Annotated in this window: 27 protein-coding genes and 1 pseudogene; 12 read left to right on the forward strand and 16 right to left on the reverse strand. The window is 63.6% G+C overall.

Annotation, left to right across the window (positions count from 1 at the left end):
- Window positions 1–23: 23 nt before the first annotated feature.
- The 6 genes from AB3X86_RS14345 to kynB all read right to left on the reverse strand — a co-directional run bounded on the left by AB3X86_RS14345 (window position 24) and on the right by kynB (window position 4548).
- Window positions 24–257: a contact-dependent growth inhibition system immunity protein gene (locus AB3X86_RS14345; RefSeq protein WP_368596474.1), complete on the reverse strand. Its 234-nt coding sequence runs from the start codon at window positions 255–257 to the stop codon at window positions 24–26.
- A gap of 94 nt (window positions 258–351) precedes the next feature.
- Entirely contained in the window at window positions 352–636 is a 285-nt protein-coding gene (locus AB3X86_RS14350; protein ID WP_176121724.1) for a contact-dependent growth inhibition system immunity protein, read from the reverse strand.
- A gap of 17 nt (window positions 637–653) precedes the next feature.
- Window positions 654–1484 (reverse strand): RNase A-like domain-containing protein, encoded by an 831-nt coding sequence (locus AB3X86_RS14355; RefSeq protein WP_368596475.1) that lies wholly within the window; start codon window positions 1482–1484, stop codon window positions 654–656.
- A gap of 186 nt (window positions 1485–1670) precedes the next feature.
- Window positions 1671–2597 (reverse strand): tryptophan 2,3-dioxygenase, encoded by a 927-nt coding sequence (gene kynA / locus AB3X86_RS14360; RefSeq protein WP_368596476.1) that lies wholly within the window; start codon window positions 2595–2597, stop codon window positions 1671–1673.
- A 10-nt stretch (window positions 2598–2607) separates the two neighbouring features.
- Window positions 2608–3858: a kynureninase gene (kynU, locus tag AB3X86_RS14365; RefSeq protein WP_368596477.1), complete on the reverse strand. Its 1251-nt coding sequence runs from the start codon at window positions 3856–3858 to the stop codon at window positions 2608–2610.
- A gap of 51 nt (window positions 3859–3909) precedes the next feature.
- Entirely contained in the window at window positions 3910–4548 is a 639-nt protein-coding gene (gene kynB / locus AB3X86_RS14370; protein WP_368596478.1) for an arylformamidase, read from the reverse strand.
- Between the two features lie 130 nt (window positions 4549–4678).
- Here kynB and AB3X86_RS14375 point away from each other — a divergent pair, with 130 nt between their 5' ends.
- Window positions 4679–5194, forward strand: a complete 516-nt coding sequence (locus AB3X86_RS14375; protein ID WP_176105186.1) for an Lrp/AsnC family transcriptional regulator — start codon at window positions 4679–4681, stop codon at window positions 5192–5194.
- 76 nt (window positions 5195–5270) lie between these two features.
- Here AB3X86_RS14375 and AB3X86_RS14380 read toward each other — a convergent pair whose 3' ends face one another.
- Together AB3X86_RS14380 and AB3X86_RS14385 are read right to left on the reverse strand one after the other, a co-directional pair.
- Window positions 5271–5780, reverse strand: coding sequence for a flavin reductase family protein (locus tag AB3X86_RS14380; RefSeq protein WP_176105187.1), 510 nt, complete (start codon window positions 5778–5780; stop codon window positions 5271–5273).
- Between the two features lie 51 nt (window positions 5781–5831).
- Complete coding sequence (locus tag AB3X86_RS14385) at window positions 5832–6116, reverse strand: hypothetical protein (RefSeq protein WP_368596479.1); 285 nt, start codon at window positions 6114–6116, stop codon at window positions 5832–5834.
- 224 nt (window positions 6117–6340) lie between these two features.
- On the opposite strand from AB3X86_RS14385, the gene msrA reads away from it, so the two are divergent.
- Window positions 6341–6880 carry a peptide-methionine (S)-S-oxide reductase MsrA gene (gene msrA, locus AB3X86_RS14390; protein WP_368596480.1) on the forward strand — a complete coding sequence of 180 codons (540 nt, stop codon included), beginning with the start codon at window positions 6341–6343 and terminating at the stop codon, window positions 6878–6880.
- Window positions 6881–6943: 63 nt separating this feature from the next.
- Here the strand turns inward: msrA and AB3X86_RS14395 are convergent, their stop codons facing one another.
- The 3 genes from AB3X86_RS14395 to pdxH all read right to left on the reverse strand — a co-directional run bounded on the left by AB3X86_RS14395 (window position 6944) and on the right by pdxH (window position 10391).
- Complete coding sequence (locus tag AB3X86_RS14395; RefSeq protein WP_368596481.1) at window positions 6944–8290, reverse strand: DUF72 domain-containing protein; 1347 nt, start codon at window positions 8288–8290, stop codon at window positions 6944–6946.
- 95 nt (window positions 8291–8385) lie between these two features.
- The gene (locus AB3X86_RS14400) at window positions 8386–9600 is read right to left on the reverse strand and encodes a cyclopropane-fatty-acyl-phospholipid synthase family protein (RefSeq protein WP_184226406.1); all 1215 of its coding nucleotides are present in this window, start codon (window positions 9598–9600) and stop codon (window positions 8386–8388) included.
- Between the two features lie 149 nt (window positions 9601–9749).
- Complete coding sequence (gene pdxH, locus AB3X86_RS14405) at window positions 9750–10391, reverse strand: pyridoxamine 5'-phosphate oxidase (RefSeq protein WP_368596482.1); 642 nt, start codon at window positions 10389–10391, stop codon at window positions 9750–9752.
- A 249-nt stretch (window positions 10392–10640) separates the two neighbouring features.
- Between pdxH and tcdA the strand changes: the two genes are divergently transcribed.
- Window positions 10641–11498: a tRNA cyclic N6-threonylcarbamoyladenosine(37) synthase TcdA gene (gene tcdA / locus AB3X86_RS14410; RefSeq protein ID WP_368596483.1), complete on the forward strand. Its 858-nt coding sequence runs from the start codon at window positions 10641–10643 to the stop codon at window positions 11496–11498.
- A gap of 74 nt (window positions 11499–11572) precedes the next feature.
- Here the strand turns inward: tcdA and trxA are convergent, their stop codons facing one another.
- Both trxA and AB3X86_RS14420 read right to left on the reverse strand, forming a co-directional pair.
- A complete protein-coding gene (trxA, locus tag AB3X86_RS14415; protein WP_368596484.1) occupies window positions 11573–12421 on the reverse strand; it encodes a thioredoxin in 849 nt (282 codons plus the stop codon).
- A gap of 89 nt (window positions 12422–12510) precedes the next feature.
- The gene (locus AB3X86_RS14420) at window positions 12511–13386 is read right to left on the reverse strand and encodes a pirin family protein (RefSeq protein ID WP_368592307.1); all 876 of its coding nucleotides are present in this window, start codon (window positions 13384–13386) and stop codon (window positions 12511–12513) included.
- A gap of 169 nt (window positions 13387–13555) precedes the next feature.
- On the opposite strand from AB3X86_RS14420, the gene AB3X86_RS14425 reads away from it, so the two are divergent.
- From AB3X86_RS14425 to AB3X86_RS14440, 4 genes and pseudogenes are all read left to right on the forward strand, one after another.
- A complete protein-coding gene (locus AB3X86_RS14425; protein ID WP_176365668.1) occupies window positions 13556–14437 on the forward strand; it encodes an EamA family transporter in 882 nt (293 codons plus the stop codon).
- A 141-nt stretch (window positions 14438–14578) separates the two neighbouring features.
- Window positions 14579–14812: pseudogene (locus tag AB3X86_RS14430) on the forward strand (DDE transposase); the annotation flags it as partial.
- Window positions 14813–15125: 313 nt separating this feature from the next.
- Window positions 15126–15749 (forward strand): restriction endonuclease fold toxin 5 domain-containing protein, encoded by a 624-nt coding sequence (locus tag AB3X86_RS14435; RefSeq protein ID WP_176105196.1) that lies wholly within the window; start codon window positions 15126–15128, stop codon window positions 15747–15749.
- A 7-nt stretch (window positions 15750–15756) separates the two neighbouring features.
- Window positions 15757–16491, forward strand: coding sequence for an immunity 52 family protein (locus tag AB3X86_RS14440; protein ID WP_176105197.1), 735 nt, complete (start codon window positions 15757–15759; stop codon window positions 16489–16491).
- 173 nt (window positions 16492–16664) lie between these two features.
- On the opposite strand, the gene AB3X86_RS14445 is transcribed toward AB3X86_RS14440, so the two are convergent.
- Window positions 16665–18284, reverse strand: coding sequence for an N-acetylmuramoyl-L-alanine amidase (locus AB3X86_RS14445; protein ID WP_368596485.1), 1620 nt, complete (start codon window positions 18282–18284; stop codon window positions 16665–16667).
- Window positions 18266–18862: a tRNA (adenosine(37)-N6)-threonylcarbamoyltransferase complex ATPase subunit type 1 TsaE gene (tsaE, locus tag AB3X86_RS14450; RefSeq protein WP_368596486.1), complete on the reverse strand. Its 597-nt coding sequence runs from the start codon at window positions 18860–18862 to the stop codon at window positions 18266–18268. The genes AB3X86_RS14445 and tsaE overlap by 19 nt, the downstream gene beginning before the upstream one ends.
- A 17-nt stretch (window positions 18863–18879) precedes the next feature.
- On the opposite strand from tsaE, the gene queG reads away from it, so the two are divergent.
- The 3 genes from queG to xerD are packed head-to-tail and all read left to right on the forward strand — an operon-like array spanning window position 18880 to window position 21624.
- Window positions 18880–20154 (forward strand): tRNA epoxyqueuosine(34) reductase QueG, encoded by a 1275-nt coding sequence (queG, locus tag AB3X86_RS14455; protein WP_368596487.1) that lies wholly within the window; start codon window positions 18880–18882, stop codon window positions 20152–20154.
- 52 nt (window positions 20155–20206) lie between these two features.
- Entirely contained in the window at window positions 20207–20677 is a 471-nt protein-coding gene (locus AB3X86_RS14460; RefSeq protein WP_176105201.1) for a methylated-DNA--[protein]-cysteine S-methyltransferase, read from the forward strand.
- Window positions 20674–21624 carry a site-specific tyrosine recombinase XerD gene (gene xerD, locus AB3X86_RS14465; protein WP_368596488.1) on the forward strand — a complete coding sequence of 317 codons (951 nt, stop codon included), beginning with the start codon at window positions 20674–20676 and terminating at the stop codon, window positions 21622–21624. The genes AB3X86_RS14460 and xerD overlap by 4 nt, the downstream gene beginning before the upstream one ends.
- Window positions 21625–21657: 33 nt before the next feature.
- Here xerD and AB3X86_RS14470 read toward each other — a convergent pair whose 3' ends face one another.
- Window positions 21658–23220 (reverse strand): class I adenylate-forming enzyme family protein, encoded by a 1563-nt coding sequence (locus tag AB3X86_RS14470; protein WP_368596489.1) that lies wholly within the window; start codon window positions 23218–23220, stop codon window positions 21658–21660.
- A 137-nt stretch (window positions 23221–23357) separates the two neighbouring features.
- Here AB3X86_RS14470 and ybaK point away from each other — a divergent pair, with 137 nt between their 5' ends.
- Together ybaK and plsY are read left to right on the forward strand one after the other, a co-directional pair.
- A complete protein-coding gene (gene ybaK / locus AB3X86_RS14475) occupies window positions 23358–23849 on the forward strand; it encodes a Cys-tRNA(Pro) deacylase (protein WP_184226397.1) in 492 nt (163 codons plus the stop codon).
- A gap of 142 nt (window positions 23850–23991) precedes the next feature.
- Window positions 23992–24627 carry a glycerol-3-phosphate 1-O-acyltransferase PlsY gene (plsY, locus tag AB3X86_RS14480; RefSeq protein WP_368596490.1) on the forward strand — a complete coding sequence of 212 codons (636 nt, stop codon included), beginning with the start codon at window positions 23992–23994 and terminating at the stop codon, window positions 24625–24627.
- Window positions 24628–24639: the final 12 nt, after the last annotated feature.

The following is a 24639-nucleotide window of genomic DNA, read 5'->3' on the forward strand; positions in this document are numbered from 1 at the left end:
TCACTCGGAAGACGACGTTTAAGTTAGTCGAGAAAAGATTCGACGGTGTGACCCCACAGCGTCGGATCGAACTGCCTGCCGAATTCCTCCTCGAAGGCAGCGCCAAGATTTCCAGCGTGATCTCTCTTGAACCGATCTATGTCGGCCACCTTTGCGTTAATCATTTCTGGCGTGCATCCGCTTGCACAAGTCCGCACCAGCTCTTCAATTGTGTTTCCCCAGTAGTCGGAATCCTCATTGAAGTAGACACCGATCAATGATCCAGATCGTCGTATCTAAAGTATCGATGTTCACTCAAAATCATTGAGTGAACCAGACGGTGTGTGGCGGTCCGATGCGAGCAAACGCATGCTACTCGCTCAGAAGAAGACGCTTAATCTTGTCAAGAAAGGCCTCAGTAGTCTGCTCCCACGCCGTCGGATCGCACTGGTAGCCAAATTCCTCCTCGAAGGCCGCGTCAAGATTTCCAGCATGATCGCTCTTGAACCGGTCTATGTCGGCCACCGTCGCGTTAATCATGTCTGGCGTGCATCCGCTTGCACATGCCCGTACCAACTCTTCGATTGTGTTTCCCCAGTAGTCGAAATCTTCATTGAAGTAGCCAAGGATCAATTGGCCCAGATCATAATATTTCATGCATCAATACCCACCGATCACTTATCGAGCACAGCCGTGAGGATGTAGTACGGCATCCCGTTATACGTCCCGTACTTCAAGACAACCTCCACTTTACTGCTATCTACCAACCTGTCGGTCTTTCTGACCAGTGCGTAACCTACTTTTCTTCCAACGTCCGTTCTCAGCGTCAAAACTCGGTTTGGTGCTTTTGTCCATGCGTGAATCTGCGAGGCGTTTGCGCGTATCGTTTCCGATATCGCCCACTCCGCATCTTCAAGATTTACGAAAGACGAAACTACTTTCCTTTCCGGCTCCAGCCTGAGCCTCTCCCGCAACTGCGCTTCAGTCCTCCCGACATGTTTCAAAAGCGTATGTCCACCAATCCGGCTTCCCGCCTTCGCCTCATGCATGTTCAGCCTGATCCGGCCCATCGTGACACGCGCGGCGCGCGCCGCCTTGATCGAGCCAGCAAATCCGAATGGCACGGCGATATCGAGGGACAGGCCGATATTGCTCGCCATGTCAGGGCTCGCCCGCATCGCTTCAGCGAGTTTCGTCGCGCCCCGCTGGGTCAGCGTGGCGGTGTCCCGACCAGTCCAGACCTGCCGCAGGCCAGCCGCCGCCGAGTCCGAGCCATGTACCCCGAACACGACACACCCGGCTTTGCTCGCCATCGTCGGATCTGGCAGAGCGCAAAGCGCACCCGCACCGACCATTTCCAGCACGCCGCCGACGACCTGTAAACCGCCCCAAAGCCGGTTGGAAAGCATTTCCGACTGGCTGATCGACTGACGAGATAGCACGGCCGCGAGTTGCGGAGCACTCAGTACAACCTTCACTCCTTCGGCGTTATCGGCACCGGGCATATCGAAACCCTCTGATGTTTTTTATGGGGTTCCGATGCTGCCATGCTGACCATCTCTCTAGATTCGGAGAACTCCGAACTTTCCTCAGCCCGATGAACGGTGCCTGTTATGCAACAAGCGGGAATAACCGCGGCATTACGCTTGCCGTGATTTACCGGTCATTCCCTGTCTGACACGCGCCAACCGTTACAGCATCGTCCGCACATGCCAAAGCTCGGGGAACAGCACGACATCGAGCATCTTGCGCAAATACGGCGCGCCGCTAGTGCCGCCGGTGCCCTGCTTGAAGCCGATGATGCGCTCGACGGTCGTCACGTGGCGGAAGCGCCATTGGCGGAACGCATCCTCGAGATCGACCAGTTCTTCCGCCATCTCGTACAGCTCCCAATGCTCGGACGGATTGCGATACACCTCGAGCCACGCGGCCTCCACCGACGCATCATGTTCGGTAGGCCTGGTCCAGTCACGTTCGAGCCGCGTGGGCGAAATCTTGAAGCCGCGACGCGCCAGCAGCCGCACCACTTCGTCGTAGAACGACGGCGCTTCGAGCGATGCCTTCACTTGCGCGTACACGTCGGCGCGATGCGCATGCGGCTTCAGCATCTGCTCGTTCTTGTTGCCGAGCAGGAACTCGATCTGCCGGTACTGATACGACTGGAAGCCCGACGAAGTGCCGAGGTACGGCCGCATCGCCGTGTATTCGGACGGCGTCATCGTCGCGAGCACGCTCCACGCCTGCACCAATTGCTCCATGATCCGCGACACGCGCGCGAGCATCTTGAACGCGGGCGGCAGCTCGTCGCGATGCACGGCCGCGAGCGCCGCCCGCAACTCGTACAGCGCGAGCTTCATCCACAGCTCGCTCGTCTGATGCTGGATGATGAACAGCATCTCGTTGTGATCCGGGGACAACGGATGCTGCGCGTCCAGCACCGTGCCGAGCGACAGATAATCGCCGTAGCTCATCGACTCCGAGAAGTCGAGCTGCGCGTCGTGCCAGCCGCTATCGGTCGTGCTCGATGCCGGCGCCGAAGCCGTCTGTCCGTGCCCGAACGGACAGCCTTGTGCCGCCGTTTCTTCTGGCAAGCCCGGCGTGTGCATGTGATCGGTCATTCTGTCGTCCTCAGGTAACGGCGCCGCGCTGGGCGAATTCAGGAGCTTTCCAGGCCTCGCGGGTGAGCACGTCGCGCAAGGTTTCGACGGCGTCCCAGACGTCGACGAAACGCGTGTAAAGCGGCGTGAAGCCGAAGCGCAGCACGTGCGGCTCGCGATAGTCGCCGATCACGCCATGCGCAATCAGCGCCTGCATCACCTCGTAGCCGTGCGGATGCTCGAAGCTCGCATGCGAGCCGCGCTGCGCATGCTCGCGCGGCGTCACGAGCTTCAGTGGAAATTCGCGGCAACGCGTCTCGACGAGTTCGATGAACAAATCGGTCAGCGCGAGCGACTTCTCGCGAACCGCCTGCATGTTGGTCTTCAGGAACACGTCGAGCCCGCATTCGACGAGCGCCATCGACACCATCGGCTGTGTGCCGCACAGGAAGCGGCCTACGCCGTCGTCGGGTTGATACGTCGGATTCATTTCGAACGGCGCGCGATGCCCCCACCAGCCCGACAGCGGCTGCGCGAACTCGTTCTGATGGCGCTTGGGCACCCACACGAACGCGGGCGAACCGGGGCCGCCGTTCAGATACTTGTAGGTGCAGCCGACCGCGTAGTCGGCGCCGACGCCGTTCAGATCGACCGGCACCGCGCCCGCCGAATGCGCGAGATCCCATAGCGCGAGCGCGCCCCTGTCGTGGATCAGCTTCGTCAGCGCGGCCATGTCGTGCATATAGCCGGTCCGGTAGTTCACGTGCGTGATCATCGCGATCGCGGTGTCCACGCCGATCGCGTCGGGCAGCTCGGACGGATCGTCGACGAGGCGCAGCTCGTAGCCGCGATCGAGCTGTTCGATCAAACCCTGTGCGATATACAGATCGCTCGGGAAGTTCGAGCGCTCGGACACGATCACGCGACGCTGCGGATCGCGCGCATTCGCGAGCCGCAGCGCGGCCGACAGCAGCTTGAACAGGTTGATCGAGATCGTGTCGGTGATCACGACTTCGTCTTCGGCTGCGCCGATCAACGGCGCGAGCTTGTTGCCGAGCCGGCGCGGCAGCACGAACCAACCGGATTTGTTCCAGCTGCGGATCAGCCCTTCGCCCCATTCGGCGGCGATCACGGTTTGCGCGCGCTGCGCGGCGGCGGCCGGCGGTACGCCGAGCGAGTTGCCGTCGAGATAGATGGTCGTCGGCGATAGCGCGAACTGGTCGCGCAGCGCTGCGAGCGGATCGGCGCTGTCGAGCGCCACGGCTTCGTCACGATGGTTCATGGTGGTTCGATGGTTGGGTTGTCGGGTTGTTGGCTCGCCGAGTCGCGTGGCTTAGCGAGAGCCGTGCAATGCGCGTAGCACCGCGCGTACCGGGCTTGCGTCGAGCGTGGTCAGCTTCAGCGGCAGCGCGATCAGCTCGTAGTCGCCGGGTTCGACAGCGTCGAGCACGATGCCTTCGAGAATCGCCATCCGGTGCGCGCGAATGCGGTGATGCGCGTCCATCGTCTTCGATTCCTGCGGATCGAGCGATGGCGTATCGATGCCGATCAGCTTCACGCCACGCGCGGCGAGCAGATCGACGGTCTCGGGCGCGACCGCGCAGAACGCGCTATCCCACTCGCGCGTCGGCGCATTCCTGTAACTCCGCAGTAAGACCCGCGGCGGTAGATCGTCGAGCGAGCCGGCCAGGTGTTGTGGCGTCACAACAGGCGACGCGCCGATACAGTCAATCACTCTGCATAAACCGAGATACGCGTCGAGCGGCACGTCGCCGATCGCGGCGCCGTCGGCGTCGTAGTGCAGCGGCGCATCGGTATGCGCGCCAGTGTGCGGCGACATCGTCAGACGCGCGACATTGACCGGCGAGCCAGCCTCCATGCGCCAGACGCGTTCGATGCCGACCGGCGTGTCGCCCGGCCAAACGGGCGTGGCGGGATCGACGGCGGGGGTGATGTCCCAGAGTGCTCGCATGACGGTTTCGACGGAAGGTGACTATCTCTAAATGATAGAGGTCAAGCCGTGAAATGTGATTGCGAAAAAATCTCCTAACCAGCCGTGTCTTGGAACATAATTTGAGCCAAACCGGAAAGGGAGACCGAATATGAACGCGATCTCGCTCGACGCCACCGATTGCCGTATCTTGACGGTGCTTCAGCAGGAAGGACGGATCAGCAATCTCGACCTGGCGGAGCGCATCTCGCTGTCGCCATCAGCCTGTCTGCGACGCCTGCGTCTGCTGGAGGAGCAAGGCGTCATCGAACACTACCGCGCGTGTCTGAACCGCGAAGTTTTGGGGTTCGAGCTGGAAGCGTTCGTGCAGGTGTCCATGCGCAACGACCAGCAGAACTGGCACGAGCGCTTTGCCGAGGCGTTGCGCGACTGGCCCGAAGTGGTCGGCGCGTTCGTCGTGACCGGCGAAACTCACTACCTGCTGCGCGTGCTCGCGCACAACCTCAAACACTATTCGGATTTCGTGCTCAACCGCCTGTACAAGGCGCCGGGCGTGATGGACATCCGCTCGAACATCGTGCTCGAAACGCTGAAGGAAGATTCGGGCGTGCCGGTGTCGCTCGTGAAGAAGAGCAGCGGGCACGGGGCCACGCATAGCGACCGTTGACGATGACGAGGGGGCGCGCCGTTTTTGGCGCGTCCGACCGACAAGCACTACCGGCGCGAGGGGCGCGCCGCGCCGCTCAAAGCGGCTTCAGGCCGTGGAACTGTCCGCTCTGGAACACGAGCGGCAGCATGTCCGCGGCATTTTCGTGAACGCCGCAGCGCTCCACTTCGCCGACGAAAATCACGTGGTCGCCTTCGTCGTAGCGGCTGCGGTTATGACATTCGAACCACGCGAGCGCGCCGTCGAGCACCGGCATGCCGGTGTCGCCCGCCGCGTGCGATACGCCCTCGAAGCGGTCGCCCTTCACGGTCGCGAAGCGCTTGCACAGATCGAGCTGCGTCGAAGACAGCACATTGATCACGTAGTGACTGTTGGCGCGGAACACCGGCATCGACGCCGAGCGCGTCGCGAGACTCCATAGCACGAGCGGCGGGGAGAGCGACACCGAGTTGAAAGAGCTGGCCGTGATGCCGATCAGCTGGCCGGACGCGGCGCGCGTCGTGATCACGGTGACGCCGGTCGCGAACTGGCTGAGCGCCTGTCTAAACGCGGACTGGTCGAAGTTGGGTGGGCTCGCGCTCTTCATCGGGGCAGGGTCCCCGGCGCGCGCCGTGTGGAAGACGGACTTAAGCGCGAATCAAGGCGCGGATAACAACGCGGATATGTGCGGCTGGCAGCGGATGTTTCGAAAGTCATGGTGAAAATCATCGATTTCCGCCAATTTTAACTGTAATCGCCGCGCGCGCCGCACGACGTTGCGTACGGTGCGCAATCCGGCGTTCGCTCGTTCACAGTCGAGCACGAACCGGCCGCCGTGTTCCGTGCGGACACGCCGATCGTCATGCTTCGTCTCGCCGCATTTTTCGCTTCGCTTCGCTGAACACGCGTTCGCCTGGGCGCGGCGCTTGCTGTTGTGCTGCATGGTTATTCACCCGTCGCGCGACGCCCTTTCTATACTCGATATCTGCACTGCGGGATTCGCGTGGAATGGCGCGACGCGTTGCAAACGGCGCCGCGCGACGGGTGCATCAGTTGTGCCTTTTAGTCCGCGTTTTCGGCCATATATTCGGATGCGGTGGCAGACCCGGCGGCGCTGCGCAGGCCGACTGCCGATCATTGTGTGGATCTGATCCTGGGGTGAAGCTTATGAACGAGACGGCAACGCTCGGCGGTGGATGTTTCTGGTGCCTCGAAGCGGTGTATCTGGACGTCGAGGGCGTCAACGCGGTGGAGTCGGGTTACGCGGGCGGTCACACGCGCCGTCCGAGCTACGAGCAGGTCTGCGACGGCGACACCGGTCACGCGGAAGTGGTCAGGGTCGACTTCGATCCGGCGAAGATCAGCTATCGCGAGATCCTCGACATCTTCTTCGCAATCCACGATCCGACCCAGGTGAACCGGCAGGGTAACGACGTCGGCACGCAATACCGTTCGGTGATCTTCACGCATTCCGATGCGCAGCGCGAAACCGCGCTGCAGGCGATTCGCGAGCTCGGCGAACAGGGCATCTACGACGGCAAGATCGTGACCGAGGTGCTGCCGCTCGGCGACAACTACTGGCCCGCCGAGGCTTACCACCAGAACTATTTCGCGCAGCACCCGAATCAGGGCTACTGCTCGTTCGTGGTCGCGCCGAAGGTCGCGAAGTTCCGCCAGAAGTTCGCGCATCGGATCAAGGCGCGCTGACGGCGCAGCGCGAGGATCGGAGTCGGCAGCGGGCGGATACTCAAGGCCGCCCGCTGCTGCTCGTCACTGCGGTTCCTGTGCCTGCGATCGCGCATCATCAGCGCCAGCGCCATCATTCCCGCGTCCCTGGGTGACACGCACGCAGGCTTCGACGATCTCTTCGGCCAGCTTCACGCAGCTGAGCGGCGCCGATCCCTCCGCCTTGTTGTTGACCGCGATCACGACCGGCTGACCGGCGAGCGCGTAGCGCGCGGCCAGCTCGGCGAGCGACGCGCGCGTCGCCGGATCTTCGTCGACGAGCCGGTTGAACGGCTCGTACTTCGCCTTCGCCTGTTCGTATTTGAAGCCGCCGTGCAGGCTCCAGCGCACGATCAACGGACCGGCCGGCTCGCCGTCGAGCAGCGCGAGCGCCGCGGCCTGACGCAGCGGATCGGGCATCCGCGCATGAATGCCGACGCAGTAGCGCACGCCCGCCGTCTTCAGCATTCGGATGAAGCGTGGCGTGAGCAGGCTCGCGTCGCGAATCTCGACCGCGTAGCAACTGCCGTCGGGCAGCCTCGGCAGCGCGCTGAAAAACTCTCCCAGACGCTCGATGAACACCGCCGGCTGCGCGAGCATCTGATCCGGCAGCGGCGAGAACTGGAACACCAGCGCGCCTGCCTTTGCACCGAGGCCTTCGACACAGGGCGCGACGAAGTCGTCGATCGCCATCTGCGCGTTCAGAAAGCACGGGTTCAGCGACACGGGCTCGCCGCGCTCGGCGCGCACGGTGGCGTCGGTGATCGTCATCGGCGCCTTGACGATGAAGCGGAAGTGCTCGGGCACCTGCTGCGCGTAGCGCAGGTATTCGGTGACCGTCAGCGCCTGGTAGAACGAGCGGTCGATGCTGACCGTCTTCAGCAGCGGATGCGCGCCGTACGCGCTCAAGCCCTCGCGCGACAGTTTGCTGTTGCTGTAGTCGTCGCCATAGACGATGCCGCTCCAGCCCGGGAACGACCATGTCGACGTGCCGAGGTGGATCTGTGGCGGCAATTGCGCCGCGAGCGCGAGCAGTTCGGGCGAGGGCGGCGCGGCGAGCACGTCGCGGCCGCGGCGTTTCTTCGGGGCGTCGGTGGGGGCGGGTGCGGAGTCTGGTTCAGCAGCGGGGCTGTCGGGCGGGGCGTCGTCTTCGAACAGCGACGCGGCAGCGTTGGCCTTTGCGGGCTTCGGCGCACGCTTGCGCTCTGGCTGCGCGGCAGCGCTTGCGATGGAGTCGGCCTCGCTCGTGGACACGGCCGGCGCTTCTACAGCAGCCTCCACCGGCATCCCGAACAGATCGAACTGCTGCGCGGCGTCGTGCGCCGCATCGTCCGCGCTGCCGTCCTTGCCGTTCAACGGCTCTTCAACGTCACTCGTCCTGCTCTGGTCCATCAATGTCCGGCCTGCTGTTGATCAGAAATGCGCAGCGGCGCGCGCTTCATGCACGCCGCCGCGGCGTAACCGGTCACAGCACGGTCACAGCACGGTCACAGCGGTTTTTCGTACATGTAGCGGCGCGACCACGGCAGGGTTTTCGCGCTGCGGCCGGCTTTGCGGCACACCACCTGGAAGATCGACACGTCGTCGTTTTCGAACGCATACGCGCAGCCAGCCAGATACACGCGCCAGATGCGGAATTTTTCGTCGTCGACGAGCTTCCGCGCCTGATCCGCGTGGGCTTCGAAATTTTCCGCCCAGATATCGAGCGTGTGCGCATAGTGACGGCGCAGGCTTTCGACGTCAATCGGTTCGAGTCCGCCGCGCTGCATCGATTCCAGCGCGAGGCTGATATGCGGCAGCTCGCCGTCCGGGAACACGTAGCGGTCGATGAACTCGCCGCCGCCGAGCGCGGTTTCGCCGCTATCGGCGTCGCTCGACGTGATGCCGTGGTTCATCGCGATGCCGTCGTCGGTGAGCAGATCGTGCATCTTCTGGAAATAGCCGGGCAGGTTCTTGCGGCCGACGTGCTCGAACATGCCGACGCTCGTGATGCGGTCGAACTGCCCCGGGATGTCGCGATAGTCCTGCAGGCGGATTTCGATCTGGTTCTCGAGCCCCGCCGCCTTGACGCGCGCGGTGGCGAGATCGAACTGGTTCTGCGACAGCGTGACGCCGACGCACTTGGCGCCGAACTTCTGCGCGGCGCGCAGCACGAGCGCACCCCAGCCGCAGCCGATGTCGAGCAGACGCTGGCCGGGCTGCAACTGGATTTTGGTCAGAATGTGATCGATTTTCTTCAGCTGCGCCGTTGCGAGGTCTTCGGTGCCGGTCTCGAAGTACGCGCACGAGTAGACCATGTTTTCGTCGAGCCACAGCTTGTAGAACTCGTTCGACACGTCGTAGTGGTACTGGATGGCTTTCTTATCCGACGTCTTCGAATGATTGAAGTAGCGCCGCACGCGCGCGAGCTTGCCGGCGCTCGTCACGGTACTGCGCGCGAGCTGATAGCCGATATTGATGATGTCCGACAGCTTGCCCTCGATGTCGATCTTGCCTTTGACATAGGCTTCGCCAAGATTGTCGAGGCTCGGTTCGAGCAGATAGGGCAGCGCGGTTGCGCTCTTCACGTGTAGCGTGACCTGGGGCGCGGCGAACTGCCCGAAGTCGTGTTGCTGACCGTCCCACAGCACGAGGCGTGCGGGCAGGTTAGCTGTGGTTTTGACATCTTCAACCCACTGCGCCAGCTTTTTCTCCCAGAACATGTGATCTCTCCGTGTCCGTTGATTTAAAGCAAAGCTATGTGGATCGCGATAGGGCGCGGCGCATTCCGCGGGCCGCGCAACGCAATCCCGCCGACGCGCGCCGCTACGATGGCGGCACGGCCGGCGTCATTCGTCCCATCATCGTCCGGTCAGGGTTGCAGGCGTGCGATCAGCCAGTTGGCGCCTTCATCCGCGCGCGTGAAAAGCAGCCGATCGTGCAGCCGCGATGGCCGCCCCTGCCAGAATTCGATCGCGTCGGGCACCAGACGGTAGCCACCCCAGTGCGGCGGACGCGGAGGATTTTCGCCATACTGCAGGCTGATTTCACGTTCGCGTACTTCGAGCTGCGAGCGGCTTTCAATTACCTGACTCTGATTCGATGCCCATGCGCCGATCCGCGAGCCGAGCGGACGCGATGCGAAATACGCGTCACTTTCTGCCTCGCTCGTTTTGACGACACGGCCCTCGATGCGCACCTGGCGTTCGAGTTCGATCCAGTGAAACAGCAGGCTCGCGTAGGGATTCGCGCTCAGTTCACGGCCTTTGCGGCTCTCGTAGTTGGTGAAGAACACAAAACCACGCTCGTCGACCCCCTTGATGAGCACGATGCGTGCCGAAGGCCGGCCGCGCGCGTCAACCGTGGCAAGCGCCATCGCATTCGGCTCGGGCAGCTTGGCGTCGATCGCCTGCTGGAACCACGTGTCGAATTGACGGAACGGATCGTGGTTGACGTCGGCAACGTCCAGTGAGCCCAGCGAGTAGTTTTTTCGAAGCTCGGCGAGTGAGATCATGTTCTTATGCGAACGCTACAGTGGGCCAAGTATAGCTAAGGCGCCAGGTTTTTGCGCGCGAGCGGATCAACGTATGGCGGCCGCATGCTGCGAGCGCCAAGCCTGCAACGTTGGGTCGCTGCTCGGGGTCCTGCGCGGCTGCTTTCACGTGTTCAGGCAAAATACGGGCTGCGCGCCCGATTGGCCAAAGCGAATTGCCAATGCGCCGCCGCCTGTTACGTTCCGCCTGTGTTTTCGAGCCCTGCCATCATGTCCAGCACCACCGCGCAATCCGATCTTACTACCAGCCTCGACGCGAACGAAACCGCCGACCGCGCCCGCCGATTCGGCGGCATCGCCCGTCTGTATGGCGCGCCCGCGCTCGCCGCGTTCGAGGGGGCGCACGTCGCGGTGATCGGCATCGGCGGGGTGGGGTCGTGGGTCGCGGAGGCGCTTGCCCGCAGTGCGCTCGGCACGCTGACGCTGATCGATCTCGACAACGTCGCGGAAAGCAACACTAACCGGCAGATTCACGCGCTCGACGGCAACTACGGGAAACCGAAAGTCGAAGCGATGGCCGAGCGCATCAAGGCGATCAATCCGTACTGCGACGTGCGTCTGATCGAAGACTTCGTCGAGCCGGACAATTTCGCGGCGACGCTCGACGGCCGCTTCGACTATGTGATCGACGCGATCGACAGCGTGCGCACGAAGACCGCGCTGATCGCGTGGTGCGTCGAGCGCAAGCAGGCGCTGATCACGGTCGGCGGCGCGGGCGGTCAGCTCGACCCGACGCGTATCCGCATCGACGATCTGGCGCTGACGATTCAGGACCCGCTGCTGTCGAAAGTGCGCGGGCAGTTGCGCAAGCAGCATGGCTTTCCGCGCGGGCCGAAAGCGAAGTTCAAGGTGAGCGCCGTGTATTCCGACGAGCCGCTGATCTATCCGGAAGCGGCCGTCTGCGACATCGATGAAGAAGCCGAGCACGTGAGCACGTCGCCCGGACATACGGGGCCGGTCGGCTTGAATTGCGCGGGGTTTGGGTCCAGCGTGTGTGTGACCGCGAGCTTTGGTTTTGCGGCTGCGGCGTATGTGTTGCGGGAGCTGGCGAAGAAGGCGACGGTTTAGGTTTAGGTCGCAGCCTGGGCGGCGGTTCCAACCGCTCCGACCCAAGCCGCCATCGGGCGAAACATCACGCACGATCAATTCAACGACGCGCTCAGCTTGCGTCGCCACTGCGCCACCAGCTCCGGCTGATGCGCGGCCAGATCGAACACCGACAACATCGTCTTGCGGCCGACATCGTCGCGGAATGCGCGGTCGCGCTGCACGATCGCGAGCAGATGTTCGAGCGCCTGCGCATATTTGTGCCGCGCGATAAACGCATTCGCGAGATCGAAGCGCGCTTCGAGATCGTCGGGATTGCCCGCGACGCGCGCTTCGAGCGCATCGGTGGGCGGCAGGTCCGCGGCGGCGTCCACCGCGTCGAGCCTGGTTTTGATCGCGTTGAAACGCGCGTCGATGCCTTGCGTGGTTTTCGGCGACAGCAAATCGACTTCGTTGCGCGCCTCGTCGATGCGGTTGTCTTCGAGCAGCAACTCGATGCGGTCCATGCGCGCGTCGTCGAACCCCGGGTCGTACGCGAGCGCCGCTTGAAGCAGGTCGTAGGCGTCGTCGCGGCGGCCTTCGGCGAGCGCGGTCTGCGCTTCGATGCGCGCTCCCGGCGCGCCCTGCGGCACGAGCCGGTCGAGGAACTCGCGCAACTGTCCTTCCGTCAGCACGCCGATGAACTGATCGACGGCCTGGCCGTCGGTGAACGCGATCACGTGCGGAATGCTGCGCACCTGGAAGTGCGCGGCCAGCTCGTGGTTCTCGTCCACGTTGACCTTCACGAGCTTCCATTTGCCGGCGGCTTCGGCTTCGAGCTTTTCGAGCATCGGGCCGAGACTCTTGCAGGGGCCGCACCACGGCGCCCAGAAATCGACCAGCACCGGGGCCAGCATCGACGCCTTGATGACGTCCTGTTCGAAAGTGGCCAGAGTGGTGTCCATTGCGTCCTCGTCGATAGAAACGGTTTGTGGCTAGCTGGGGCCGAATCGCGCGATTTCAATGCGGTCCGGCGCATGCGGCCCCGGCGCCGTTACTTGCGCTGCGGCAGCGGAATCCATTCGGTTTCGCCGGGCACGTGGCCCATTTCCTGATTCGTCCATGCGAGCTTCGCGGCTTCGATCTTCTCGCGCGAGCTCGCGACGAAATTCCATTCGATGAAGCGCTCGCCGTCGAGCTTCTCGCCGCCGAGCAGCATCACGCGCGCCCCGTGGGTGCTCGCGAGCGTGACGGTTTCGTCCAGCGCGAGCACGGCCATCTGGCCGGCTTCGAGCGTGGCGCCGTCGATCTCCAGATCGCCTTCCACCAGATATACGCCGCGCTCCTCGTGCTCCGGTTCGAGCGCGAACGCGCTGCCCGGCGTGAAGTCGGCGGCGACGTACAGCGTGCCCGAGAACGTCGCGACCGGCGACACTGCGCCGAACGCGGTGCCCGCGATCACGCGCAGCGTCACGCCATTGCGCTCGACGACCGGCAAGGTCGCCGCCGCATGATGCGCGAACGACGGCTCGGCGTCTTCATCGGCGAGCGGCAGTGCGACCCAGGTCTGGATGCCGTGAATTCTCTGGCCGCGCGCGCGGTCTTCGGCCGGCGTGCGCTCCGAGTGGACGATGCCGCGCCCGGCCGTCATCCAGTTGACGTCGCCGGGGACGATCTTCTGCTCGGAGCCGAGGCTGTCGCGATGCATGATCGCGCCGTCGAACAGATAGGTGACGGTCGCGAGGCCGATATGCGGATGCGGGCGCACGTCGAGGCCGGTGCCGGGTTCGAGGGTCGCCGGGCCCATGTGGTCGAAGAAGATGAACGGGCCGACGAGGCGCGCCGCCATCGCCGGCAGCACGCGTCGCACGGCCAGATTGCCGATGTCGCGTAGGTGCGGTGTGAGGACGGCTTTAATCGAGGAAGTCATGGGCAGGCTCGACGGGAAAGTGGAAAGAAGAAAGCTCGAATGGACGATTCTACTGCGCGTTCGCGCGCGGCCGCCGGCAACGGTGCACGCTCGCCATCAGCGGGCGCAATGAACCGGGATCGCAGCCTCGGCTACACTGACGGATCGAACCATTTCATTGGAGACCTGGATGTCGCCCAGGGACTTGCTGCTCGCGCTGATCGTCGTGATCGCGTGGGGCGTCAATTTCGTCGTGATCAAGGTCGGCCTGCATGGCGTGCCGCCGATGCTGCTCGGCGCGCTGCGCTTTGCGCTCGCCGCGGTGCCGGCGGTGTTCTTCGTCAAGCGGCCGCAGATGCCGTGGCGGTGGCTGTTCGCCTACGGCGCGACGATCTCGTTCGGGCAATTCGCGTTCCTGTTCTCGGCGATGTACGTCGGCATGCCGGCGGGGCTCGCGTCGCTGGTGCTGCAGGCGCAGGCGTTTTTCACGCTGATTTTCGCGGCGCTGTTTCTGCACGAACGCTTCCGTTTGCCGAACGTCGCGGGTCTGCTGATCGCCGCGGCGGGGCTCGCGGTGATAGGCCTGCAAGGCGGCCACACGATGTCGCTCGTCGGGTTCGTGCTGACGCTATGCGCCGCGTGCATGTGGGCGCTCGGCAATATCGTCACGAAGAAGGTCGGCAAGGTCGATCTGGTCGGACTCGTCGTGTGGGGCAGCCTGATTCCGCCGCTGCCGTTTTTCGCCGCGTCGTTCGTGTTCGAGGGACCGCGCGAGATCGCCGCCGCGCTGACCGGTATCAGCGCGCTGTCGATCTTCGCGATCGTCTATCTGGCGTTTATCGCGACGTTGGTCGGCTATGGCTTGTGGAGCCGTCTGCTGTCGCGCTATCCGGCGAGCCAGGTCGCGCCGTTCTCGTTGCTGGTGCCGATCGTCGGGCTTGCGTCGGCGTCGTTGCTGCTCGGCGAGGAACTGTCGGCGATGCAGGTGGCGGGCGCATTGCTCGTGATGGCGGGGCTCGCGGTCAACGTGTTCGGTGACTGGGTCGTGCAACGCTTGATGCCGGCGCGCTGAGCAACCGTTGCGCCACGCGTTGCGCGCGTGAATAGAAAAACGGCCGTGAGGCCTGATGCCGTTCGGTCAAGCGACTGAACGGCATTTCGTTTTTTGGCGCAAAGCAGTTGTAAACGGGACGGCGGCGTCGGCTACCCGCACGCCAGGCACGCACCCGAAGCACTGAGCTTCATCCGCGCGTTGCATACCATTCAGTACGAAATGGGCTAGGCGGACGTGACGCGCTCGTACGGCAAACTGCCCGCGTTGCTCAGGCGCTTGCGAGCGCGGCTCAAGCAACTTCCGAATGAGAAACGGCCCGGGCGCACCTGCGCTCGGATCGTCAAATCCAGACCGTTTCGCTATACCGTTCGCGTTCTCAAAAGAGACCTTAATTGGACGGCATACGGCTCAATGCCGCTTTTTTGTTGGACGGTGATGTTGGAGAAATGCACCTGAAAATAAGATGGCAGAGCAACTGCGAATATCTGTCAACGCGGTTTTATCTCAATTTAAAGTCGTTGACTATGTCGCGTTTTAGATGATTAATTCGTCGGATGTGTTCTGGAAAAATAGCGTTCGCCGGAGTTTTTCTAGATTCCGGCAGTCATAGATTGGCTGTGCGAACCAGGCGTTCCGGTGAACAGCGATTCGAAATATCAATGCAGGCAACGCGAAAAAGACACCAGGAAATGAAGGAGAAACGTTGATGGCTATTCCATTCCCGGCGACGCTCGCGCGCGCAGCAAACGCAATGGCGCAGGCAATGCCACTGCCTATTCCAGGCCCCACCGCCGCGCCGTCTGCTGGTCCTGCAGGCAGCGGCGGCACTGGTGCGGGTGCAGACGGCGGATGGGGCGAACTACCGCGCGATCGCTCCCGCGAGCGTGAGAGGCCGTGCAAGTGCCCGCCTGAGAAGGGCGGCGAAAGGGTACAAAGGAATCACGGAATGAATCCTGAGCCGCGACGCTACCAGGCCCGCATCACAGGGTTTGAGTACGGAATTGTGTCGGACGGGAAAGGCAGGGAAACCAGCCAGGGCTGGAATATGGAATGGGCGTGGCTGGGCACAGACTTTGATGGTTTCCAGCCTTCCCAATGTCTCTTGCAGGAAGCCAAGGGGAATTACGACCAATTTATCGGTGGAAATGGAAGACCGCTTGAGTTTTTTAAAGGCTTTACAAACATGGCTGAACAAATCAAAAAGCAAGGCACGATTGCACGCAGCAATCCACCCGCTAAACTGATGTGGTATTTTCAGACATCTAAAACGAGAGAGTTTATGTTGCCGCCACTGCAGAGATTTGGCGTTTCTTCCGTTTTCCAGCCGTGAGAAAATAATGAACCTGTCAGAACAACATCGTGATCGGACTGATTTACCCAATGCAGATTGGCAAACTCACTTGAGTCGCCTGTGGCCTGTCATCGACCTACTGAAACGCAAAGATAGGGAGTTGAGCGAATGGTATCTACAGGGCGAGAGCGAGCAAGAGGCACTTCAGCATCGCGCCTATGACGACAAAGTTCCATCAACGACTGCAATCGATGCTCTTTCGAGAGAGTACCCGGGGAAAAGCAAAGACGATCCAAAATCAATCGGAATATGGAATGGGGTTAGATCGGATCAGGTTGGCGCATCAATAACAGTCGAGATTGATGGCGGAGAGATTTTTTCAAAATCGCTTGACATATCCCTTAACGAGAAGATGGGAAATCGGAATTCCCGCCTGGGCGACTATAACTCCGTAGCAGAGGTTCTTTCTAAAATTGTGGAAATCTATGGGTCGTTCTACATCACATTCGGTCCGTACTTCTATTTCAAGGAAAAAGTGTTTGAAGATCGTCCTGGCGTTAGCTGGATGCTCTACTTGCCACATACTCTGACAGCCGCTCAAGTGCCAGAAGCGCGCGCCCTGATCCCTGTCATGCGGGAACATAAGCAGCAAGGCACGATCATCGTCAGCGTGACGGATGACGTCTTCGACGTGAACAACCGCAAACACGTCAAGGCGGCTAACGATATCGAAATCCGTCTGGCAGACCAGGATTTGCTGCCACGATTCGTTGACCTTTGAGTTTTGATCGTTGCCCCGCTTCAGCGGGGCTTCTTCATGCGAAAAAGGCCCGCGCCGTATCGGGCCTCCCGATCTTCGTCAGGCGTCGGCTCGACGCCATCTCAGGCTTCGGCCGGCGAGAACCGTCCAGCCAACGCCAATACGTGCTGGCAGGCGGCGAGTGGCTGCCGACATCACGTCATGCGGCTCTTGGCGAGCGGCGGATTCGCCGCGAAATAGCGCTTGATGCCGGTCAGAATCGCGTTGGCCATCTTGTCGCGATACGCGTCGTCGTTCAGGCGCCGCTCTTCATCCGGATTGCTGATGAACGCGGTTTCGACGAGAATCGACGGAATGTCCGGCGCCTTCAGCACCGCGAAGCCGGCCTGCTCGACCGAGCCCTTGTGCAGCTTGTTGATGTCGCCGATCTCCTTGAGCACGAAGTTGCCGTAGCGCATCGAGTCGCGAATCTGCGCGGTGGTCGACATGTCGAATAGCGCTCGGTTTACGGTCGCGTCGTCGGATTTGATGTTGATGCCGCCGATCAGGTCCGACGAGTTTTCCTTGTTCGCCATCCAGCGCGCGGCCGCGCTCGACGCGCCGTGCTCCGACAGCGCGAAAACCGACGAGCCCTTCGCCTCGGGCGTCGTGAAAGCGTCCGCGTGGATCGACACGAACAGGTCCGCGCCGACGCGCCGCGCCTTCTGCACGCGCACGTTCAACGGCACGAAGAAGTCGGCGTCGCGCGTCATCATCGCGCGCATGTTCGGCTGCGCGTCGATCTTCGCGCGCAGCTTCTTCGCGATGTCGAGCGCGACGTGCTTCTCGTAGGTGCCTGAGCCGCCGATCGCGCCCGGGTCCTCGCCGCCATGACCCGGATCAATCGCGACGGTGAGCAGTCGCACGGTGTTGCTGCGGCCCGGCTTCGGCGAGGTGAATGCGTAGGTGTCGCCGTTGTCGCCGAGGTTGTCGTTGTTGCTGTCGAGGCCGCGTGCGGTGTCGTTGCCGTTGGCGCTGCCACCCTTGTTGCGGGCGATCACGCTGGGCGGCGCGGACGGCGCAGAGGGTGTGGGCTGCCTGCCGGCAATGGCGGGTGCGGACGGCGCCGGCGTGCCGCGCGCGGGCGGACGCGGTACGCCCGCGGCGCCATTGCCAGCACCACTACCCGCGCCACCGTTCTGCGCGTAATGCTCGAAGAACGCCTCGCTGTTGTCGACGGGCGGCGGCGTGCCGGGGCCGGAAAGCGTCGCGGGCGGCGCGCCGTTTTCTTCGTTGAGCGCCTGCTGCTTGCGCTCGGACTGCGCGAGCAGGTCCATCAGCGGATCGGGCGCCACTGCCGGATACAGGTCGAACACGAGCCGGTACTTGTACGCGCCGACTGGCGGCAGCGCGAACACCTGCGGCTTCACCGAGCCCTTCAGGTCGAACACCATTCGCACCACGTGCGGCTGATACTGCCCGACCCGCACCGACGATATCTGCGGATCGTTCGGCGTGATCTTCGACACCAGCTCCTTGAGCGCCTGGTCGAGCTCGAGGCCGTTCAGATCGACGACGAGCCGGTCCGGTCCCTGCAGCAGTTGCTGCGTGTTCTGCAGCGGCTGATCGGATTCGATCGTCACGCGCGTGTAGTCGCGCGCGGGCCACACACGCACGCCGAGCACCGAGCTCGCAAACGCGAGGCGCGGCGCGACGAGGCCGAGCACCAGCGTCGACGCACCCGCGCGCAGGATCTGCCGGCGCCGCCAGTTATGCGTTGCGCCCGCTGCCGATTCGATCGAATGGAACGGTTTGATTAACATCTTTCGAGACATGCCTTTCCTGATTCGCTATAAGCGCGTGCGACGAGTGTGCGTGCGTCCGCGCTTGCGCCGATGTTGCCGACGAGCCCGAGCGAGAAGACGAGATCCGGCACACCGAGCAGCGGTCCCGCGCGTTGCGGCCATTCGACGAGGCAGACCGCGCCGCTATCGAAATATTCGCGAAAGCCCGCGTCGGCCCATTCGGCCGGATCGGAGAATCTGTACAGATCGAAGTGATAGAGCGCGAGTTCCCCAGCGGGCCGCGCGAGCACATATGGTTCGACGAGGGTGTAGGTCGGACTGCGCACGCGGCCGGTGTGGCCGAGGCCGCGCAAGGTCGCGCGCACGAGCGTGGTTTTGCCGGCGCCGAGATCGCCGACGAGTTGGACTTGCAGGCCGTGGAATGCGAGGTCGCTTACGGCGCCGGGCTGTGCTGACTGTGCCTGCTGCGAGGCCGCGCGTACGCTTTCGATCGCCTGTGCGAAGCGCGCGCCGAACGTCTGCGTGGCGGCCTCGTCCGCGAGCGCGAAAGAGCGTTCGAGCAGCACCGGAGCGGACGGTAGGGTCGCGTGATCGGGATTGACGGGCATTCTCGTAAAATGGCGTGATGAACCGAAGTCCGAAGTCCCCTGTTTCCTGCACGCCCGCATCGGCCGATGATGCCGTGCGAGCTTCTGATGCAACGTCCCGTTTCGATGAGGCGGCGCTGCGTGCGCTCGCGCTCGACATCAACACGTGGGGCCGTGAACTCGGTTTCGGGGCGATCGGCATTAGCGATACCGATCTGTCGGCCGCCGAAGCGCCGCTTGCAGCGTGGCTCGAAGCGGGTTGCCACGGCGAGATGGATTATATGGCCAAACACGGCATGAAACGCGCGAGGCCCGCCGAGCTTGTGGCCGGCACGCGACGCGTGATCACCGTGCGCATCGCCTATTTGCCTGCGCGGACGCTGGACGGAGAGGCGCCTGAAAGCATGCAGCAAGACGCAACGCCATCCCCCTCACGCGCGACACCCCGCGCGCGCGACTGGCGCGCGGCCGAGCACGCGCGGCTCGCGGACCCATCGACGGCGGTCGTGTCGATCTATGCGCGCGGCCGCGACTATCACAAGGTGATGCGTCAGCGCCTGCAACAACTGGCCGACCGGATCGAAGCGGCGACCGGGCCGTTCGGCTATCGCGTATTCACCGATTCGGCTCCGGTGCTCGAAGTCGAGCTCGCGCAGAAGGCCGGCATCGGCTGGCGCGGCAAGCACACCTTGCTTCTGCAGCGCGACGCCGGCTCGCTGTTCTTCCTCGGCGAGATCTACGTCGACATCCCGCTGCCGACCGACGCCGAAACCTCGCCCGAGACCGCGCCCGAAACGCCCGGCTCGCATTGCGGCAGCTGCGCGCGCTGCATCGGCGCCTGTCCGACCGGCGCGATCGTCGCGCCGTACAAGGTCGACGCGCGGCGCTGCATCTCGTATCTGACGATCGAGCTGAAGGGCAGTATTCCGCGCGAGCTGCGGCCGCTGATCGGCAATCGGGTGTATGGCTGTGATGATTGCCAGCTCGTGTGTCCGTGGAACAAGTTCGCGCAGGCCGCGCCGGTCGCCGATTTCGACGTGCGGCACGGGCTCGATCGCGCGTCGCTGGTCGAACTGTTCGCGTGGAGCGCGCAGGAGTTCGATACGCGCATGCAGGGCAGCGCGATTCGCCGCATCGGCTACGAGTGCTGGCTGCGCAATCTCGCGGTCGGCATGGGCAACGCGTTGCGCGCCGCGCCCGGAGCTCTCGACGCCGACGCGCGCGATGCGATCGTGCGGGCGTTGAAGCAGCGAGCCGACGATCCGTCGGCGCTCGTGCGCGAGCATGTGGAGTGGGCGCTGGAAGCGGCGTAAAGTCGTGGCAATTCGGTGCCGGCAATCCGGCACGCTAGAGGAGCAGGCAATCATGTTCAACGCAGTGATCGATGCGCCGTTCGGCAAGGTCGGCATCCGGCTCGAAGGCGAGGCGGTGCGCGAGATCGTCTATCTGCCCGACTCGACGCGCAACGTCGCGCCCGAGACACCGCTCGCACGCGAGGCGGCCGAACAGATCGAGCGTTACTTCGAGAGCGCGTCGGCGAAGTTCGAGCTGCCGCTCGCCGAGTGCGGCACCGCGTTCCAGCGGCGCGTGTGGCAGGCGATCTGCGACATCCCGCCGGGTGTCGTGCTGACTTACGGACAACTCGCGAAGCAGCTCGGCAGCGTGCCACGCGCGGTCGGCCAGGCGTGCGGCGCGAATTTCTTTCCGATCGTGATTCCTTGTCACCGCGTGGTGAGTGCGAGCGGCATCGGCGGCTTCGCGCACGACGGCGGCGACGGCTTCTTTCGCGACGTGAAGCGCTGGCTGCTCGCGCATGAAGGCGTGCCGTACGCATGAGCACGAGCCCCGATACCGCTGAAAACGTCGAAGACACAGCCGCCGTATCGCCGCTGTTGCTGACCAGCTCCGCATCGATCGACGCCTTTTGCGACGCGCTGTGGCTCGAACACGGCCTGTCGCGCAACACGCTCGACGCGTATCGCCGCGACTTGCGCCTGTTCTGCGAATGGCTCGCGCAAACGCGCAATGCGTCGCTCGACACCGCGAGCGAAGCCGACCTGCGCGCCTACAGCGCGGCGCGGCAAAAGGACAAGGCGACCTCGGCGAACCGCCGTCTGTCGGTGTTTCGCCGCTATTACGCTTGGGCGGTGCGCGAGCATCGCGCAGCCGCCGATCCTACGGTGCGCCTCCGCTCTGCGAAGCAGCCGCCGCGTTTTCCGTCGACGTTGAGCGAAGCGCAGGTCGAAGCGCTGCTCGGCGCGCCCGACCTCGATACGCCGCTCGGCTTGCGCGATCGCACGATGCTCGAGCTGATGTACGCGAGCGGATTGCGCGTGACCGAACTGGTCACGCTGAAGACCGTCGAGGTGGGACTCAACGAAGGCGTCGTGCGTGTAACCGGCAAGGGCTCGAAGGAGCGGCTGGTGCCGTTCGGCGAAGAGGCGCACGCGTGGATCGAGCGCTATCTTCGCGAGGCGCGCCCGGCGCTGCTCGGCCCGCGCGCGGCCGACGCGCTATTCGTGACGGCACGCGCCGAAGGCATGACGCGCCAGCAGTTCTGGAACATCATCAAGCGACACGCGCAGGCGGCGGGTGTGCATGCGCCGTTGTCGCCGCATACGTTGCGGCATGCGTTCGCGACGCACCTGCTCAATCACGGTGCCGATCTGCGCGTCGTGCAATTGCTGCTCGGCCACACCGATATTTCGACGACGCAGATTTATACGCACGTCGCGCGAGAGCGTCTGAAATCGCTGCATGCGCAGCATCATCCGCGCGGCTGAACGCGACGTGAAGCGCGCGGGCCGGCGCTCGCTTCACACCAACTCGCGCAACCGGTGCTTAAGAATCTTGCCGGTCGATGCGGCCGGCAGCGCCGCGAGCACCTTCACTTCGGCCGGCCGCTTGTACGGCGCGAGCCGCTCGCCGCACCACGCGATCAACTCCGCGGGCGCGACCGTCGCGCCGGCAATCAGTTCGACGAACGCGATCACCTCCTCGTTGCCCTCGACCGCGCGTCCGATCACCGCCGACTGCACGACCTGCGGATGCGCGTTCAGCACGTGCTCGACCTCGGCCGGATACACGTTGAAGCCCGAACGGATGATCAGCTCCTTGCTGCGCCCGACGATATGCAACGCACCGTCCGCGTCCCGGCGCGCGAGGTCGCCGGTCTTCAGCCAGCCATCCTCGGTGACGGTCGCGCGGGTCTGCTCGGGGTTGCGGTAGTAGCCGAGCATCACGTTCGGGCCGCGCACCCACAGTTCGCCAATCTCGCCCGGCGAGGCTTGCGCGCCGTCGAGTCCGACGAACTTCACTTCGACGCCCGGAATGACTTCGCCGACCGAGCAATCGGCGCGCGGTGCGTCGACCATCGTCTGAGATACGGTCGGGCTGCTTTCGGTCATGCCGTAGCCGTTGTGCAGCGGCAGACCGTACACGGCTTCGGCTTGCGCCTTCAACGCGGCGTCGAGCGGAGAGCCGCCCGAGTACGCGAAGCGCAGCCGCGGCGCGGACCATGCGTGGCCGTGCGTGTGCAGATGTTCGAGCAGCTTCGCGTGCATCGCCGGCACGCCCTGGAAGATCGACACCTGCTCGTCGGCGAGGGCGCGGCGCACCGCTTCCGGCACGAAGCGCGGCGCGAGCCGCAATGTCGCGCCCGCATGCAGGCTGCCGAGGCATACCGACGCGAAGCCGTACACATGCGAGATCGGCAGCACCGCATAGACGACGTCGTCGGGCCCGACCTGGCGCAGCCGGCTCGACACGGCCGCGATGTACAGCAGATTGCGATGCGACAGCATCACGCCCTTCGGTGCGCCGGTGGTGCCGGTCGTGTAGATCAGTGCCGCGCATTGGCTGTCGTTGGCGGCTTCGACGGCTTCGGCCTGCACGCTGCCGTCCAACGCATACGACCATGCGCCGATGTCCGGTGACAGCGTGGGTGCCGGTGTCGCTCTATGACGCTCAGCATGCTGGCACGCGTCGGGCGAGCTTTCGACCGCATACGCGACGACGCGCGGTTGCGCGTGCGCGCGGATCGAATCGAGTTCGGCCGCCGAGAGGCGCGCGTTCGACACCAGCGCCCACGCATCGAGCCTGGCGGTCGCGAACAGCAGCACGACCTGCGCGATGCTGTTCTCCGCGACGATCATCACGCGATCGCCGCCGCGCACACCCCATTCGCGCAGCAGCGCGGCGGCGGCATCGACGGCCTCTAGCAGTTGCGCATTGGTCAGGCGGCGCGCATCTTCGATCAGCGCGACATGCCGCGGATCGCGTGCGGCGGCGAGCGCCGGAATGTCGCTGATGCGGGCGGGCAGCGCGGCGAGCAGCGCGGGGATGTCGATCGTGGAACGGATGGATGAAGCCTGGTTCAACGCTGTCTCCTAGCTGTGCGCGCACTATCTCGCACCATGCCGGCATAATTTCGAACGATCGTGCCACAAGCGTCGAGCCCGCACAATTGCCGGTTCGGCAAATAGCCGTTGTGCAATCTCGCCATTACAATGCGCCGATGAGCAAATCCAGACACGTGTCCGAAACCCCCGCCACGCAGCTGCTGCGCCGTCACGGCGTCACGTTCGGCGAGCATCCTTACGACTACGTGGAGCATGGCGGCACCGCGGAATCGGCGCGCCAGCTCGGCGTCGACGAGCATCACGTCGTGAAGACGCTGGTGATGGAAGACGAGCACGCGAAGCCGTTGATCGTGCTGATGCATGGCGATCGCACCGTCAGCACCAAGAACCTCGCGCGGCAGATCGGCGCCAAACGCGTCGAGCCGTGCAAGCCCGAAGTCGCGAACCGGCATTCGGGGTATCTGATCGGCGGCACCTCGCCGTTCGGCACGCGCAAGCAGATGCCGGTGTATGTCGAGTCGACCATTCTCGAGATGGACAAAATCTGGCTGAACGGAGGGCGGCGCGGCTTTCTCGTCAGCATCGAGCCGAAGGTGCTCACGGATCTGCTTGCGGCGAAGCCGGTGCAGTGCGCGAGCGTGGACTGACGCCGACGCGCCAGTTGACGTTTGCCTGAATGTTTTTCGCGCGGACGCCTTCGGTAAAATGTGCGCCGCCTTGTTTCGACGGGCGTACCCTGTTGCGGTTGGGGTATCGAATGTCAGACCGCGATCCTTATAAGAGTCCTAGATGCAAAACCTGATCGTCGCTGTCGTTGCCTATCTGATCGGTTCGTTGTCGTTTGCCGTGATCGTGAGCGCCGCGATGGGTCTCGACGACCCGCGCTCGTACGGCTCGGGCAACCCGGGTGCCACCAACGTGCTGCGCAGCGGCAGCAAGAAGGCCGCGATTCTGACGCTGATCGGCGACGCCTTCAAGGGCTGGCTGCCGGTTTGGCTGGTCGTGAATTTCGGCGCGCGCTACGGGCTCGACGAGCGCTCGATCGCGATTGCGTCGCTCGCGGTGTTTCTCGGCCATCTGTATCCGATCTTCTTCCGCTTCAAGGGCGGCAAGGGTGTCGCGACCGCCGCGGGCGTACTGCTCGCGATCAACCCGACGCTCGGCGTCGCGACCTTGCTGACCTGGATCATCGTCGCGTTCTTCACGCGCTATTCGTCGCTGGCGGCGCTGTGCTCGGCGCTGTTCGCGCCGCTTTTCTACGCGTTTCTGTTCGGGCCGCGCATCGTTGCGCTCGCGGTTCTGGCGATGAGCCTGCTGCTCGTATGGCGCCATCGCGGCAATATCGCGAAGCTGATGAAGGGGCAGGAGAGCCGTATCGGCGACAAGAAGAAGGCCGCCAGCCCGGCGGCGGGCAACGATCTTTGAAGTGGGCTGAGC

Origin of the sequence: Paraburkholderia sp. BR14374, from assembly GCF_040948685.1 — a bacterium.
Classification (GTDB): domain Bacteria; phylum Pseudomonadota; class Gammaproteobacteria; order Burkholderiales; family Burkholderiaceae; genus Paraburkholderia; species Paraburkholderia youngii.

What these genes read in the sequence shown, in the direction of transcription:
- AB3X86_RS14425 (WP_176365668.1), top strand. Translation starts at nt 13,556, where the DNA reads ATGTCGCCCAGGGACTTGCTGCTCGCGCTGATCGTCGTGATCGCGTGG.
- pdxH (WP_368596482.1), bottom strand. Translation starts at nt 10,391, where the DNA reads ATGATCTCACTCGCCGAGCTTCGAAAAAACTACTCGCTGGGCTCACTG.
- trxA (WP_368596484.1), bottom strand. Translation starts at nt 12,421, where the DNA reads ATGGACACCACTCTGGCCACTTTCGAACAGGACGTCATCAAGGCGTCG.
- AB3X86_RS14380 (WP_176105187.1), bottom strand. Translation starts at nt 5,780, where the DNA reads ATGAAGAGCGCGAGCCCACCCAACTTCGACCAGTCCGCGTTTAGACAG.
- tcdA (WP_368596483.1), top strand. Translation starts at nt 10,641, where the DNA reads ATGTCCAGCACCACCGCGCAATCCGATCTTACTACCAGCCTCGACGCG.
- AB3X86_RS14375 (WP_176105186.1), top strand. Translation starts at nt 4,679, where the DNA reads ATGAACGCGATCTCGCTCGACGCCACCGATTGCCGTATCTTGACGGTG.
- AB3X86_RS14440 (WP_176105197.1), top strand. Translation starts at nt 15,757, where the DNA reads ATGAACCTGTCAGAACAACATCGTGATCGGACTGATTTACCCAATGCA.
- kynA (WP_368596476.1), bottom strand. Translation starts at nt 2,597, where the DNA reads ATGACCGATCACATGCACACGCCGGGCTTGCCAGAAGAAACGGCGGCA.
- AB3X86_RS14460 (WP_176105201.1), top strand. Translation starts at nt 20,207, where the DNA reads ATGTTCAACGCAGTGATCGATGCGCCGTTCGGCAAGGTCGGCATCCGG.
- xerD (WP_368596488.1), top strand. Translation starts at nt 20,674, where the DNA reads ATGAGCACGAGCCCCGATACCGCTGAAAACGTCGAAGACACAGCCGCC.
- tsaE (WP_368596486.1), bottom strand. Translation starts at nt 18,862, where the DNA reads ATGCCCGTCAATCCCGATCACGCGACCCTACCGTCCGCTCCGGTGCTG.
- AB3X86_RS14435 (WP_176105196.1), top strand. Translation starts at nt 15,126, where the DNA reads ATGGCTATTCCATTCCCGGCGACGCTCGCGCGCGCAGCAAACGCAATG.
- msrA (WP_368596480.1), top strand. Translation starts at nt 6,341, where the DNA reads ATGAACGAGACGGCAACGCTCGGCGGTGGATGTTTCTGGTGCCTCGAA.
- AB3X86_RS14420 (WP_368592307.1), bottom strand. Translation starts at nt 13,386, where the DNA reads ATGACTTCCTCGATTAAAGCCGTCCTCACACCGCACCTACGCGACATC.
- AB3X86_RS14350 (WP_176121724.1), bottom strand. Translation starts at nt 636, where the DNA reads ATGAAATATTATGATCTGGGCCAATTGATCCTTGGCTACTTCAATGAA.
- kynU (WP_368596477.1), bottom strand. Translation starts at nt 3,858, where the DNA reads ATGAACCATCGTGACGAAGCCGTGGCGCTCGACAGCGCCGATCCGCTC.
- AB3X86_RS14385 (WP_368596479.1), bottom strand. Translation starts at nt 6,116, where the DNA reads ATGCAGCACAACAGCAAGCGCCGCGCCCAGGCGAACGCGTGTTCAGCG.
- queG (WP_368596487.1), top strand. Translation starts at nt 18,880, where the DNA reads ATGAACCGAAGTCCGAAGTCCCCTGTTTCCTGCACGCCCGCATCGGCC.
- ybaK (WP_184226397.1), top strand. Translation starts at nt 23,358, where the DNA reads ATGAGCAAATCCAGACACGTGTCCGAAACCCCCGCCACGCAGCTGCTG.
- AB3X86_RS14355 (WP_368596475.1), bottom strand. Translation starts at nt 1,484, where the DNA reads ATGCCCGGTGCCGATAACGCCGAAGGAGTGAAGGTTGTACTGAGTGCT.
- kynB (WP_368596478.1), bottom strand. Translation starts at nt 4,548, where the DNA reads ATGCGAGCACTCTGGGACATCACCCCCGCCGTCGATCCCGCCACGCCC.
- AB3X86_RS14400 (WP_184226406.1), bottom strand. Translation starts at nt 9,600, where the DNA reads ATGTTCTGGGAGAAAAAGCTGGCGCAGTGGGTTGAAGATGTCAAAACC.
- AB3X86_RS14395 (WP_368596481.1), bottom strand. Translation starts at nt 8,290, where the DNA reads ATGGACCAGAGCAGGACGAGTGACGTTGAAGAGCCGTTGAACGGCAAG.
- AB3X86_RS14445 (WP_368596485.1), bottom strand. Translation starts at nt 18,284, where the DNA reads ATGTCTCGAAAGATGTTAATCAAACCGTTCCATTCGATCGAATCGGCA.
- plsY (WP_368596490.1), top strand. Translation starts at nt 23,992, where the DNA reads ATGCAAAACCTGATCGTCGCTGTCGTTGCCTATCTGATCGGTTCGTTG.